Source organism: Sediminibacillus terrae, assembly GCF_009602435.1.
GTDB classification, from domain to species: domain Bacteria; phylum Bacillota; class Bacilli; order Bacillales; family Amphibacillaceae; genus Sediminibacillus; species Sediminibacillus terrae.
This window is the reverse complement of sequence record NZ_VZDQ01000021.1, coordinates 185,311-198,705: the sequence shown is the minus strand read 5'-3', so window position 1 is coordinate 198,705 and position 13,395 is coordinate 185,311. Positions and strand designations below refer to the sequence as shown.

General features: G+C 44.0%; 16 protein-coding genes. 1 reads left to right on the top strand and 15 read right to left on the bottom strand.

The genetic code is table 11. The features are described from left to right. Window positions 1-10 precede the first annotated feature (10 nt). The 13 genes from F6X55_RS07020 to smc form a co-directional block, all read right to left on the bottom strand. Entirely contained in the window at window positions 11-790 is a 780-nt protein-coding gene (locus tag F6X55_RS07020) for a ribonuclease HII (RefSeq protein WP_272914936.1), read from the bottom strand. Window positions 791-908: 118 nt separating this feature from the next. Continuing rightward, the gene (gene ylqF / locus F6X55_RS07015; RefSeq protein WP_153462544.1) at window positions 909-1,751 is read right to left on the bottom strand and encodes a ribosome biogenesis GTPase YlqF; all 843 of its coding nucleotides are present in this window, start codon (window positions 1,749-1,751) and stop codon (window positions 909-911) included. 75 nt (window positions 1,752-1,826) lie between these two features. Then, window positions 1,827-2,384 (bottom strand): signal peptidase I, encoded by a 558-nt coding sequence (gene lepB / locus F6X55_RS07010; RefSeq protein WP_153462542.1) that lies wholly within the window; start codon window positions 2,382-2,384, stop codon window positions 1,827-1,829. A gap of 197 nt (window positions 2,385-2,581) precedes the next feature. Beyond that, the gene (gene rplS, locus F6X55_RS07005) at window positions 2,582-2,926 is read right to left on the bottom strand and encodes a 50S ribosomal protein L19 (protein ID WP_026570383.1); all 345 of its coding nucleotides are present in this window, start codon (window positions 2,924-2,926) and stop codon (window positions 2,582-2,584) included. A gap of 182 nt (window positions 2,927-3,108) precedes the next feature. Beyond that, entirely contained in the window at window positions 3,109-3,840 is a 732-nt protein-coding gene (gene trmD, locus F6X55_RS07000; protein WP_153462540.1) for a tRNA (guanosine(37)-N1)-methyltransferase TrmD, read from the bottom strand. Further along, window positions 3,837-4,355, bottom strand: a complete 519-nt coding sequence (rimM, locus tag F6X55_RS06995) for a ribosome maturation factor RimM (RefSeq protein WP_026570385.1) — start codon at window positions 4,353-4,355, stop codon at window positions 3,837-3,839. The genes trmD and rimM overlap by 4 nt, the downstream gene beginning before the upstream one ends. Before the next feature lie 11 nt (window positions 4,356-4,366). Then, the gene (locus tag F6X55_RS06990) at window positions 4,367-4,753 is read right to left on the bottom strand and encodes a YlqD family protein (RefSeq protein ID WP_026771370.1); all 387 of its coding nucleotides are present in this window, start codon (window positions 4,751-4,753) and stop codon (window positions 4,367-4,369) included. A 185-nt stretch (window positions 4,754-4,938) separates the two neighbouring features. Next, complete coding sequence (locus tag F6X55_RS06985) at window positions 4,939-5,166, bottom strand: KH domain-containing protein (protein WP_026570387.1); 228 nt, start codon at window positions 5,164-5,166, stop codon at window positions 4,939-4,941. A 14-nt stretch (window positions 5,167-5,180) separates the two neighbouring features. Continuing rightward, window positions 5,181-5,453 carry a 30S ribosomal protein S16 gene (gene rpsP / locus F6X55_RS06980; protein WP_026570388.1) on the bottom strand — a complete coding sequence of 91 codons (273 nt, stop codon included), beginning with the start codon at window positions 5,451-5,453 and terminating at the stop codon, window positions 5,181-5,183. Window positions 5,454-5,536: 83 nt separating this feature from the next. Then, window positions 5,537-6,880 (bottom strand): signal recognition particle protein, encoded by a 1,344-nt coding sequence (gene ffh, locus F6X55_RS06975; RefSeq protein ID WP_026570389.1) that lies wholly within the window; start codon window positions 6,878-6,880, stop codon window positions 5,537-5,539. Between the two features lie 13 nt (window positions 6,881-6,893). Further along, window positions 6,894-7,220 (bottom strand): putative DNA-binding protein, encoded by a 327-nt coding sequence (locus tag F6X55_RS06970; protein WP_026570390.1) that lies wholly within the window; start codon window positions 7,218-7,220, stop codon window positions 6,894-6,896. 66 nt (window positions 7,221-7,286) lie between these two features. After that, on the bottom strand, window positions 7,287-8,291 hold the full coding sequence (gene ftsY, locus F6X55_RS06965; protein WP_026570391.1) for a signal recognition particle-docking protein FtsY: 1,005 nt from the start codon (window positions 8,289-8,291) through the stop codon (window positions 7,287-7,289). A gap of 22 nt (window positions 8,292-8,313) precedes the next feature. After that, a complete protein-coding gene (gene smc / locus F6X55_RS06960; protein ID WP_153462538.1) occupies window positions 8,314-11,880 on the bottom strand; it encodes a chromosome segregation protein SMC in 3,567 nt (1,188 codons plus the stop codon). Window positions 11,881-12,049: 169 nt separating this feature from the next. Here smc and F6X55_RS06955 point away from each other — a divergent pair, with 169 nt between their 5' ends. Next, window positions 12,050-12,277, top strand: coding sequence for a DUF1128 domain-containing protein (locus F6X55_RS06955; RefSeq protein WP_026570393.1), 228 nt, complete (start codon window positions 12,050-12,052; stop codon window positions 12,275-12,277). 50 nt (window positions 12,278-12,327) lie between these two features. Here the strand turns inward: F6X55_RS06955 and rnc are convergent, their stop codons facing one another. Further along, window positions 12,328-13,014 carry a ribonuclease III gene (gene rnc / locus F6X55_RS06950; RefSeq protein WP_026570394.1) on the bottom strand — a complete coding sequence of 229 codons (687 nt, stop codon included), beginning with the start codon at window positions 13,012-13,014 and terminating at the stop codon, window positions 12,328-12,330. 118 nt (window positions 13,015-13,132) lie between these two features. Further along, the gene (gene acpP, locus F6X55_RS06945; protein ID WP_026570395.1) at window positions 13,133-13,366 is read right to left on the bottom strand and encodes an acyl carrier protein; all 234 of its coding nucleotides are present in this window, start codon (window positions 13,364-13,366) and stop codon (window positions 13,133-13,135) included. Window positions 13,367-13,395 lie beyond the last annotated feature (29 nt).

Below are 13,395 nucleotides of genomic sequence, written 5' to 3'. Positions count from 1 at the left end.
CTTCCTCCTCTCACTCTACGATTTGCTCACGGACCGGCGAGAAACTCTTCCTATGGCAAGGCGCTGCACCGTATGTTTTCAATGCTTCCAAGTGCGCTTTCGTGCCATAACCTTTGTTTGATTTGAATTGGTACATCGGATAACGATCGTCCAACGAGTCCATCATCCGATCTCTGGTCACCTTGGCAAGGATACTTGCTGCAGCAATCGAAATACTTTTTTGGTCCCCTTTTATGATTGCTTCGACTGTACATGGTACTCCATCGAGTGGAACAGCATCTACGAGAATATGATCTGGTTGAAAAGCGAGTCCCTCCACTGCCTTCCGCATAGCGTGCTTGGAAGCCTGATAAATATTGAGCTTGTCGATTTCCCCACTTTCAACGACTCCTATTCCGTAAGCCTCTGCATGTTGAATGATATAATGGTAATAGTCCTCCCGGGTCTGTTCATTCAATTGTTTGGAGTCATTCAAACCAGGCAGGTAGAAAGATTCCCCCAGAATGACCGCTGCAGCGACAACAGGACCTGCCAATGGGCCCCTGCCTGCTTCATCGATACCTGCTACCATATTACCGAGCTGATGATGTTTTTTTTCAAACACACTCATTTTCACAAAGAGCTCCTGCAGCATGAATTGTTTTTGTTTTCGTTTTTGATAGCCTGCTATTAATTTATGTACTCCCTTACGGTCATCTTGCTTCAACTCGTCAAGAAACGAGTCAGAAACTTGATCCGCTTCCAAGAGCTCCCTGATTTCAGATATTTTCATATCGGATACCAAATTCAATTCCCCCATATCCTTTATATCGACTATATTTTCTGGTAGTGAAGCACAAAAGACATCCACATTACGGATGCCTTTTACAAAACATTTGATCTGGCGAACGCTTTTTGGTCCAATTCTCTTATTCAGGACCCTCTAAAGTCAATCTGCCCAGCCGGCCAGACCGCAGATCCCGTATGATCACTTCTGCCGTTTTCTCGAAATTGACCCTTCCTCCACTTTCCAGACAACCTCTGGAGCCGCCTATTTTTTCAAAGATGACTCCCATGTCATTTTCCTCTTCTAATCCATATCGCTCATGAAGCAGAGAAGGGTAAGCTTCTTTTAGATAGTTGACAATAAAAGCTGCAATATCTTCTTTCGGCAGCAATTGATCTTTAATCGTTCCGATAGCAGCCAGACGATAGCCGACCAGTTCATCTTCGAATTTCGGCCATAAAATACCCGGTGTATCCAGTAGTTCAAAGTCCTTCTTCACCTTTATCCACTGCTGGCTGGTGGTCACTCCAGGCCTGTCTCCGGTTTTAGCTATTTTCCTGTTCACCAGCCGGTTAATCAGTGTTGATTTACCCACGTTCGGAATTCCCAGGATCATTGCTCTGGACGCCCTCGGCCTGACTCCCTTTTTTATTAGCTTTTCCTGTTTTTCTTTGCCCATCTCTTTGGCTGCAGCGATTACCAGCTGTACATCTTGCTTGTTCTGCACATCCACTGCAACTGATTTGATTCCTTCTGTCTCGAAGCGATCCATCCACAGACGAGTGATTGCGGGATCAGCTAAATCCTTTTTCATCAATACACGCATGCGAGGCTTGTTTTGCAATACCTCTTGCAGCATGGGATTTTGTGAGGAATCCGGCACCCGGGCATCAACCAATTCGATAACAAAATCCACTAATTTAAGTTTTTCCTGAACTTCTCGTTTGGCTTTTGCCATATGTCCTGGAAACCATTGAATTGTCATAGTATCCCACCTATTCCTTTCCATCTCTATCAAGAAAAAGCGAAGACGGTTGCGTTCATTATTACCTTCACGCTGTTACGTAAATAAACGGAATCGGTCGAACGGCCAATATAATAACTGGACTTCACCTACCAGTTGATCATAAGAAATCATTCCCAGCAAACGACTGTCCGTTGAGTTGCCCCGGTTGTCACCAAGCACCAATAAATGATTTTCCGGCACCTCATCATATCCGCCCGGCAATTCTTCCAGGCTGAAGTCGACGGTATAGTGCTGGTTGCCCTCCATCATTTGCTTCGCTGACTCTAAAAAGGGCTCTTCCACTGCTTCTCCATTTATATAAAGGGTGTCATCTTTCACCTCTACATGGTCGCCCGGTACTCCTATGACCCGCTTTATATAGTCTTTTTGAGCCGTGGCATGAAACACGACGATATCGAATCTATCCGGCTCACCAACTAGATAATTGAACTTGTTCACAATCATATGGTCTCCATTATGCAACGTAGGCAGCATGGACGGTCCATCTACTACAATTGGAGCGAACAAAAACATCCTGACGATGACAGCCAGCAACCCGGCAATCAAAAGTGCCTTCACCCAATCCAGCCATTCATTCTTTTTTTTGGCCATTATCTTCCCTCCATAAAACAGCTATTCCTGAACTTCTTTTTGTCCGGCTTAGAGAAATAATCGTTCGCCAGATGACCTTGTACACCATCCGATTGCTGATTTACCAATGTATGATAGTTTTCACCAAACCGGTCTAAATACCTATTTTAAGTAGAAAAAAGGAGCTTGACTTTTCAAGCTCCTTTCCTGCATTCAAATTAGCGAATTTCTTTAATACGTGCAGCTTTACCACGCAGGTTGCGTAGATAGTAAAGTTTCGCACGACGTACTTTACCGCGGCGGCTCACTTCAATCTTGTCAATGCGCGGTGAATGTACTGGAAAAGTACGTTCAACGCCTACGCCGTAAGAAATCTTACGAACAGTGAAAGTTTCGCTGATTCCGCCGTTTTGACGCTTGATAACAACGCCTTCGAAAACCTGGATACGCTCACGGTTTCCTTCCACGACTTTAACGTGGACTTTTACCGTGTCACCAGGGCGAAAATCAGGATGATCAGTGCGAAGCTGTTCTTTTGTCACTTCTTCAAGAATATGTTGCATCCTGTTACACTCCTTCCAAACCAATGTTCTTAACTTAAGAATAAAGAAAGCGGAACATTGTTTATCCTGCTTAAACTTTTGTTTAAGCACAACAAATAATATATCATATCCAATGGTCTACTTCAACTATTTATTCATGATTACCGGAAATAGAATCAATCAACGACCAGCAGCTTCACCCTTCACTTGTCATCCAAGCTTTCCAGCCATTGTCTATCCTTCTCGGTTAACGGATAATCGTCAAGCAAATCCTTACGCCGCTGATAAGTTCTTTTCAAGGATTGCTGGCGTCTCCATTCCTCAATTTTGCCGTGGTTTCCCGATACCAGCACGTCCGGTACCCGCATCCCACGAAAGTCGAGCGGTCTGGTATAATGTGGATGCTCCAGCAGACCAGTGGAAAACGAATCTTCCTGAGCGGATGATTCATTACCCAGAACGTCTGGAAGCAATCGGACCACACTGTCAACAACAACCATCGCCCCCAATTCTCCGCCAGTCAGCACATAATCACCGATCGATATTTCATCGGTCGCGATATGTTCCCGAATCCTTTCGTCATAACCTTCATAATGACCACATATAAAAATTAAATGCTCCTCGTTTGCAAGTTCCATCGCCTTTGCCTGATTAAAAGTCTCACCTTGAGGACTCATGAGCACGACACGCGGTTTCACGGATGCTTCCGCTGACAGATGTTCCACAGCATCAAACAAGGGTTGAGGGGTGAGAACCATACCCGCTCCGCCTCCATATGGATAATCATCCACCTTTTTATGCTTGTTTTTCGAATACTCACGGAAATTGACCAGGCGATATTGAAACACATCCGATTCCTGTGCTTTTTTTAATATCGAATGGTTCATTACTCCATCAAACATTTCAGGAAACAGTGTCAGTATATCTATTTTCATTCGTCAAGCAGTCCCTCCATCGGCTCTATGATGACCCGCTTATGAGCGACATCAATGGTTTTCACAATATCCTCTATATAAGGAATCAATAAATCCTTTTTTCCTTTTCTACTGGCCACCCATACATCGTTGGCACCTGGGGAAAGAATCTCTTTGATTTTTCCCACCTGATCACCATCCGTGGTATGAACTTCACAGCCGATGATTTCGTGGTAATAAAATTCGCCTTCTTCCAAAGGCGCCAGTTGCTCCTCCTTTATTCGCAACAGGCCATCTTTCAAGTTTTCTGCATCATTAAGAGAATCATATCCGTTAAAGTGCAATAAATCGAAGTTTTTATGTCTGCGGTGACCATCGACAGTGAGGGCTACCGGGCTCCCTTTTCCATCAGACCAGTATAACCTGCTACCGATTTCAAACCGCTCATCAAAATCGGTAATCCGGACTACTTTTACCTCTCCCTTAATACCGTGGGTATTTACAATTTTTCCAACATTGAACATTTGTTCGCTCATATCTTCACCTGCTATGTAATTTGAATCACGATGCCATCTTTGACGATAATTGCTTTGTTATCGGAGATGTCACCCCAGTTTAATCCTTCTTCAACCTCAACAAGAGTTTCAACTTCTTCTTCTGTTATTTCACTGCCAATAGGCAGGATTACCAATTGTTCCAATTGAAATTCAATCCACTTGATCTTGTCTTTGCGTCGTTTAATTTCCTGTTGGAACCGTTTTGCCACTTCATGCTTGGAAACCCCTTTTTTATTTTGTAGTTTCCGTTGTTCAAACTGCAATTGTTGACACTCTTGTTCAAGCTGCTGTTTATTTTGGTTGAACTGTTCCGCCAGGCTTTCCTTGCTTCTCTCCGTGATTACCTGCTTGACAGGAATCTTCCGAATAATTTTCAATAACAGCCCCTGCCTTTCCGCCATATTGTCCAAACCATATCCGTGACTTGAAAGGATTACCGGTCGTACTGTACAAAAGACCTGTAAAAGCTGTCCCCTGGAGCAGGCTTGTTCTAGAGAGGCAGTGAAAGGATGACAACTTTTTTGAATTTGGAAAAAAGGGAAAGGTTTTCCCCTTCCCCTTTTCACATGATATCCAAATAGATTCGCTTTGTTTCGGCTGAACCGGCAGCATAGACCACCGTCCGGACAGCTTTTGCGATTCGTCCGTTTTTTCCGATCACTTTTCCGACATCATCCTGGTTGACAGTCAAATGGTAAGTCAATCTATCATCTTCTTCCTTGACTGTCACCTGGACATCTTCCGGATGATCAACCAACGGAGCCACCATCGTTTCGATTAAGGCTTTCATGATATCACTCTACTTTACTTTTGGTTTTTCGTATCGTGGAATTTCGTCATGATGCCTTGCTTTGAGAAAAGGTTGCGAACTGTATCACTAGGCTTAGCGCCTTTAGTCATCCAATCAAGCGCCTTTTCTTCATCTAGTTTTACTTCAACCGGGTTGGCTACCGGATTGTAAGTGCCAATTTGTTCAATAAAACGTCCGTCACGAGGAGAACGTGAATCAGCTACTACTACGCGGTAAAATGGATTTCTTTTTGAACCCATACGCTTTAAACGAATTTTAACAGCCATGTCTTGCACCTCCATTATTAAATATTGCTTATCACAAGTTTAGATTCTATCAGATGTTCATTTGTCTGTAAAGTGTTTTTCCATTACATGAATGGAAATTTCATTCCTTTGCCTTTTTTGCCCTTTTGCATGTTGGTCATCTGCTTCATCATTTTCTTCATTTCTTCAAATTGTTTGAGAAGACGATTGACCTCTGACACCGATCTTCCGGCACCTTTGGCAATCCGCTTCTTCCGGCTGGCATTCATGACGCCAGGATCCTGACGTTCTTGTTTTGTCATGGATTGAATGATTGCTTCGACATGGGAAAGCTGTTTCTCGTCGAATTGAACATTTTTCAATCCCTTCATTTTGTTTGCGCCGGGGAGCATCCCGATTAAGTCTTCCAGTGGTCCCATGTTACGGACCTGGCCCATCTGTTCCAGGAAGTCGTCAAAGGTGAAGGAAGCGGATCGCATCTTTTCTTCCAATTCCTTCGCCTTATTCTGGTCCACTGTATCCTGTGCTTTCTCGATGAGCGACAGAACGTCTCCCATTCCCAGGATTCTTGAAGCCATCCGTTCTGGATGGAATGCCTCAAGCTCATCCAGTTTTTCACCCATTCCGGCAAATTTTATCGGTTTATCTGTAACTGCTTTTATCGACAGGGCAGCACCGCCACGGGTATCGCCATCCAACTTCGTCAATACCACTCCTGTGACGTCCAGTTGTTCATTGAAGCTTTCCGCTACATTGACAGCATCTTGTCCTGTCATTGCATCGACAACCAAAAAGATTTCATCCGGATTTACATTGGACTTGATTTGCTCCAATTCATCCATTAAATCGTTGTCGACATGAAGGCGGCCAGCCGTGTCGATGATAACATAATCCTGATGTTCGGCCTTTGCCTGTTCTATAGCCTGATTGGCGATGTCGACCGGATTTGCTTCCGTTCCCAAGGAGAACACCGGCATGTTCAATTGCTTACCCAGTGTTTCCAACTGGTTGATTGCTGCCGGTCGATAAACATCCGCTGCAACCAAAAGCGGATTTCGATTATATTTTTTACGGAGCAAGTTGGCAAGCTTGCCGGTGGTTGTCGTTTTACCTGCTCCCTGAAGCCCCACCATCATTATGACGGTAGGAGGTCGGTCGGCTACTGCTATTTTGCTCTGTTCGCCGCCCATCAACTCTGTCAGTTCGTCCTTTACTACCTTGATAACCTGCTGGCCGGGCGTCAGACTTTCCATTACTTCCTGCCCGACTGCGCGTTCTTTTATGCGTTTGACAAAATCTTTCACGACTTTGAAATTGACGTCTGCTTCCAATAAAGCAAGCCGTACTTCTCTTGTCATTTCCTTTACGTCCTGCTCGGTGACTTTCCCTTTTCCTTTAATGCGCTGGATTGTCCCTTGCAGGCGTTCGGCCAAGCCTTCAAATGCCATAGAAGGAGCCCCCCTAATCTAATTCTTTAAGTGAATTGACCAATCCTCTTAAAGTAGTGTCCTGACTTTCTTGCAGTGCTTCTTCCAACTGTCCTAGCAGCTGGTTTCGCGCTGTGAATTTCTTATACAAATGGAGCTTATCCTCATAAGCTTCGAGCATCGATTCCGTCCGTCGGATATTATCGTACACGGCTTGTCGTGATACATCAAATGTTTCTGAAATTTCACCGAGTGAATAATCCTCTAAATAGTACAGCTCCATATAGTTTCGTTGCTTTGGGGTCAGTAGTTCTTGATAAAAATCCAATAAAAAATTGATTCTGGTCGTTTTTTCCAGCAAAGCGAGCACTCCTTGTTAAGTGAAATGCCTTTACAATGAAATACTACCTAATGATCTTATGCGCTGTCAAGATGTTTCCTCTTCCAGCATATCTGCAAACAAGCCGTAAACAAAGGCGTGTGCATCGAAAGCCTGTAAATCAGTTACTTTCTCTCCTAAACCGACGTACTTTACAGGAATCTGCAATTCGTTTCGAATAGCAAGCACAATGCCGCCTTTCGCCGTTCCATCCAACTTGGTCAGAACTATTCCTGACACATCCGTCGCTTCGGAAAAAGTTTTGGCCTGGCTCATTGCATTCTGGCCGGTGGTTGCGTCAAGGACGAGCAACACCTCTTGCGGGCCGTTCGGCACTTCTCTCGAGATGACTTTTTTCACCTTGGCAAGTTCATTCATTAAATTGACTTTATTCTGCAAGCGTCCTGCCGTATCACACAACAATACATCGGCTCCTCTTGATCTTGCCGCCTGAATTCCATCGAACACTACCGCAGCAGGATCACTGCCGGCATTATGCTTGATCACATCCACGCCAGCCCTTTCTCCCCAAACTTCCAGCTGTTCGATTGCTCCTGCCCGGAACGTGTCTCCAGCAGCCAGGATTACTTTTTTTCCTTCCTGCTTCAACTGGTGGGCCATTTTTCCAATGGTCGTTGTTTTTCCAACACCATTTACACCGACAAACAAAATGACGGATAAACCATCTTCATGAAGCTGCAGTTTTTCCGGTTCTTCATCTTTGTCCCCGTAATAAATATCCACCAATTTTTCGGAAATGACTTCTTTCATTTCCCCACTGTCTTTGATGTTTCTCCGTTTCACTTCCATTTTCAAATCATCGATAAGATCCATGACAGCTGTCACGCCAACGTCTGCCGAAATTAATATTTCTTCCAAATCCTCGAAAAAATCTTCATCTACTTTGCGATAGCGCGCAACCAGGTCATTTATTTTGCTGGAAAAAGAGCCTCTTGTCTTGGAAAGCCCTTCTTTATACTTTTCAGGCTGTGCCTCTTGTTGATTCCCTGTATCGCCACTGAATTTTTCTTTTAGTTTTTGAAAAAAGCTCATAATACCTTCCTTTCTGGTGCGTTTATGCTTTTACTAAAGCAGGCGCATCTTCCAGCCGTACCGATACAAGGCGGGAAACCCCCGACTCTTGCATGGTTACGCCGTATAATACGTCGGCTTCCTCCATTGTACCCTTTCTGTGGGTAATCACAATAAATTGTGTTTTTTCGCTAAACTCCTTCAAGTACTTTGCAAACCTGCTGACATTCGCATCGTCCAGAGCAGCCTCCACTTCATCCAGTACACAGAAGGGAACCGGACGGACACGCAATATGGCAAACAACAGCGCGATAGCTGTCAAAGCCCGTTCCCCACCAGATAGCAATCCTAGGTGCTGCAGTTTTTTTCCCGGTGGCCGTGCGATAATATCGACGCCAGTTTCCAGCATGTTTTCAGGATTCGTCAATTTCAATTCTGCACTTCCACCTCCGAACAAGGCAGAAAAGACGATGGAAAACTCTTCTTTGATTTGAGTGAAGGTGGTTTCGAATCTCCTGACCATTTCCTCATCCATCTCGGAAATGACTCCGAACAGTGTATCCTTCGCCTGCACCAAATCTGTCTGCTGCTCTGTAAGAAATTCATATCTTTCACTTATCCGTTCGTATTCATCAATCGCTCCAAGATTGACCGTACCAAGTTCATCGATAGAACGTTTGACTAATTTCACCGACTGTTTGGCCTGATCGATATCCTCCGCCTTTTCATAATTTTGAGCCGCTTTTTCATAACTGAGCGCGTACTCGTTTTGCAGATGGTTCAGCCGGTTTTCCAATTCGACATCGAACCTGGCCGCTTTCAGTTCTTTGTCTTGCAAATCCTGGACCAGCGACTGGTAGATCCTGTTTTTCTCTTTGATCTCGCGTTCTTGATCGCCGGCCGTTTCCGTTCTTTTCAGCCGTTCCTGACGGCGCGCTTGAATCAATTCGGCCACTTTATCCTTTTGTTTTTGTTTCTCTTCAAGCTTTGCGTCGATTTCCTCTTCTGTTTCTCGGTTATTCTGAAAATCGAACATTTGCTCCAATTGTTCCGTGTTTTCCCGAAGGGCCTGATTCACTTCTTCAAGCTGATGATTCAATGCCTTGCATTTTTCTTTTTGACTGTTCACGTTGGCATCTTGTTCTGCCAGGGTTATCTGCAATCGATGATGTTTTTCTTGCAGCTTCTCCTGGTTTTCCTGATAATCGGCTTGCCTGCGGTCACATTCATCGATTTCCCCTTGGATAGCCTCTAGTGTTCTTTCTAGATCATTCAATTCATCTTCCAATTTCGCATTCCGTTGTTTCAAATCAGTAAGATCTGTTTCGTATTGATTGGTATCCTGATCGTATAATTTCAAGTTTTCGTTATAATGAGCAACATTCACTTCCATTTCTTTCACGGCAGTTCGTGTTTCCTGTTCCTGTTGCTGTGCGGCTCTTATCGCCTCTCGCTGCTTTTCCATCGCTTGTTCCAACTCTTCATTCGCTTGTTTCCGTGCTTTGACCTTCTGTTCGAATTCCAGCGCTTTTTGCTGAAATTCGTTTAGTTTGTCTGTCACTTCCTGCAAGTCTTTTTCACGTGAAAACAAGGATTGTCCCGACTTTTTCTTCGCTCCTCCGGTCATCGAACCGCCTGGATTGATGATATCTCCATCCATCGTCACCACCCGGAATTTCCGGTGCAGATGTACAGCAATTTCATTCGCCGCCTTAAGGTTGTCGGCAATGACTACATTACCCAACAGGTTTTCTGCTATCCCCTTGTATTTCTGCTGAAAAGAAACCAGCTCTGCACCCACGCCGACAAAGCCTTGATGATTTTTCACCCCTGCCAATAAATCGGCGGGAATGTATTTAGGTTTAATGGCTGTGACAGGCAAAAAGGTCGCACGGCCTTTGTTATGTTTTTTCAGCCAATTAATCGCCGCTCTCGCTTTGGATTCATCTTCCATAACAATATGCTGAGCTTGGCCTCCTAGCGCTGTTTCGACCGCCGGGATCAACTTGGCCGGAACGTCGATCAATTCAATCACCGCTCCGTCGATTCCAGACAACTCTTTATCCTCTCTTGCTTTCAATACTTCTTTGACTCCGTGGAAAAAACCTTGATATCCTTCCTTCATATCTTCGAGCATTTCTTTCTTGGATTTTAACTTTTCAATGTACTGATAGCCTTGATAAAGCTTTGTCTGCAACTCCTGATAGGCTGCATTATCCGCTTCCAAGTTTTTTCTTTGTTTCTCATAGGTATGTTCAGCCGCCAGCCGGGTCTCGGCTTGCTCTGCCAATTTCGTTTTCAAATCGGCTAGTTTCCTCTCAAGCTGTTCCCTTTCAGAAATCAGGCCCTTGAATTTATCTTGCTGATTGTCTTTTTTCAGGTTGATCTGTTCCAACTGCCTGGAGATAGACTGACGTTCGTTCCTTTTTGCGGCTTGTTCATTCAATTTTTCAATGTAGTCACTTTTTAACTCTTCGATTTGCTCCTCTATGTTTTGCTTCGAAGTGGACAGCAATTCTGCAGTCTGCTTCAGACTTTTATTTGTTTCACGCCTTTCGGCTTCCAGACGGGACAACTTTTCCTGCTCTTCTGTCAAACCCGTTTCCAACTTGTCCATCCGCGTTTTTAATTGGCCGTTTTCTTCTTCCAATTTTGATTTATTATCTTCGAAATGCTTGAAGCGCTCATTACTCAATTCTTTTTTACCTTGTAAATTTTCAAGCTGTTTAGTCAAATCCAATAGGGATTCTTGCAAATCCTCGATAGACTCATCCAGCGCTTGAATTTGACTGCGTCCTTCTTCCAAACCGGCCTGTTTTTGTTGAATGCTCGTTTGAAGAGCGACTTCCTTTTCTTTTTGGGCTTCTATTTCCGCGAGCACCGATTTCCATTTCCCATGCATCTCTTCAATCTCGGCAATCAAAAGAGCGATTTCCACTTTTTTTAATTCGTCTTTTTTTTGCAAATAATCCTTCGCTACTGCCGCCTGCTCCTTCAATGGTTCCAACTGGCCATCAATTTCAAAGATGATATCTTCAATACGGTTAAGGTTTTCCTGTGTTTCCGCCAGTTTGTACTCAGCCTTTTTCTTTCTTTGCTTATACTTGAGCACACCTGCCGCCTCTTCAAAGATCGACCTTCTTTCTTCTGGTTTCGAGCTCAGTATCTCCTCGACTTTCCCTTGACTTATAATCGAAAAAGCTTCTCTTCCAAGCCCTGAGTCCATAAAAAGGTCAATGATATCCTTTAACCGGCATGTCTGTTTGTTGATTAAAAATTCACTTTCCCCTGATCGGTAAACCCTTCTTGTTACACTCACTTCCTGATAGTCAAGCGGCAACGCCTGGTCACTGTTATCCAGTGTCAGTGTTACTTCCGCAATATTCAAAGCCTTCCGCGAATCGCTTCCCTGGAAGATGATGTCTTCCATCTTCGAGCCCCGCAGAGACTTGGCGGATTGCTCCCCAAGCACCCAGCGGATCGCATCCGTAATATTACTCTTCCCGCTGCCGTTAGGGCCGACAACCGCTGTTACACCTGGCACAAAATCAACGGAAACCCGTTCGGCAAAAGATTTAAATCCAACTGTATCTAATCGTTTCAGAAACATATCCATTCTCCTATTTCACTGATTAACTGTTTCTCTATCGGAATTTTGCAGACGAGACAATCTGCAATAAGTATGTAAAAAATTAAGATTAATTTGCATTTCAACTTATTTATTTTATCATAAAGAGTAGGGTCATAGAAGGAATCATAAAATATTGAGGAGTGTTAATGTGAGTTTGCAGGAACCATCAAGGGAAAATTTGGCAATTATCATTGATAACATGGCGAAAAAGTTACAGGTCGTGAACCGCTCGATCATGAAACCGGAAGATTACGATTTAGAAAAATATCAAGAATTGAAATCGCTGCATGATATGCTGGAGCACAAAGGTCAGTTAAGCGTTGCAGAAACCCAGGCTTTCATTCAGGAACTGGCCGGTCATCGCAAGCAATCATAAACGAAAGGAGGCTGTGCTTGTCACTCGATCAAGCCCACGCCTCCTTTTCTTCAACCTGCCTCATAACTGTCGAGCGCTTTTTTAGCTGCTCGTTGTTCAGCTTCTTTTTTCGTCCTGCCGATGCCCGTTCCAGCCACCGTTCCCTGTATGTGTACCTCGGCAACGAATTCACGATTATGAGCCGGCCCGCGCTCCTCCGTGATTGCATAGTCAATACTGCCATCTTTGCTTCGCTGAACCAATTCCTGCAGCTGACTTTTATAATCCATCGCATGCGAAAAAGCACCTTTGGTAATTTTCGGGTAGACATACTTTTCCAGAAAGTTGATGGAAACGTCAAATCCCTGGTCAAGATACAATGCACCGATAAATGCTTCGAAAACATCTGCCAGCAACGCTGGACGGTTTCGACCGCCAGTCATTTCTTCCCCTTTTCCAAGCAACACGTAAGGAGAAAAATCCAAGTCATTCGCAAAGCTTACCAAGGATGGCTCACAAACGATAGAAGCCCTGAATTTTGTCAGCTCTCCTTCTTCCATTTCCGGGTACTCACGGTACAAATATTGAGATACACCGAGTTCTAATACTGCATCGCCCAAAAACTCTAATCGCTCATTATCCTGGTAATCTTTTTTCCGATGCTCATTCACATAAGATGAATGGGTAAATGCTTGTTGTAAAAGCCTTTCATCATTGAAAGTGATGCCAAGCTGTTTTTGCAGCATAGAAAAATCCAATGCCTCACACCCCCTTGCGGTGAATATGGAGAAAGCCCCGCAATTGCGCGGGACTTTTTGTACTGCCATTTCCATAAACAACATATCGCTGCCTAGCTAAATAAATAAGTACTATTTATTATTGAATGCTGTTTATGTAATTAACAGCATCACCTACTGTTTCAATTTTTTCAGCTTCTTCATCAGAAATCTCCATGTCGAATTCGTCTTCTAACTCCATAACCAATTCAACAACGTCTAACGAATCAGCTTCCAAATCATCTTTAAAGGAAGCCTCCATCGTGATTTTTGATTCTTCCACATCCAGACGATCCACTACGATTTTCTTGACACGCTCAAATGTATCTGCCATTTCATTCACCCCCTTTCAAAGCAATCGAT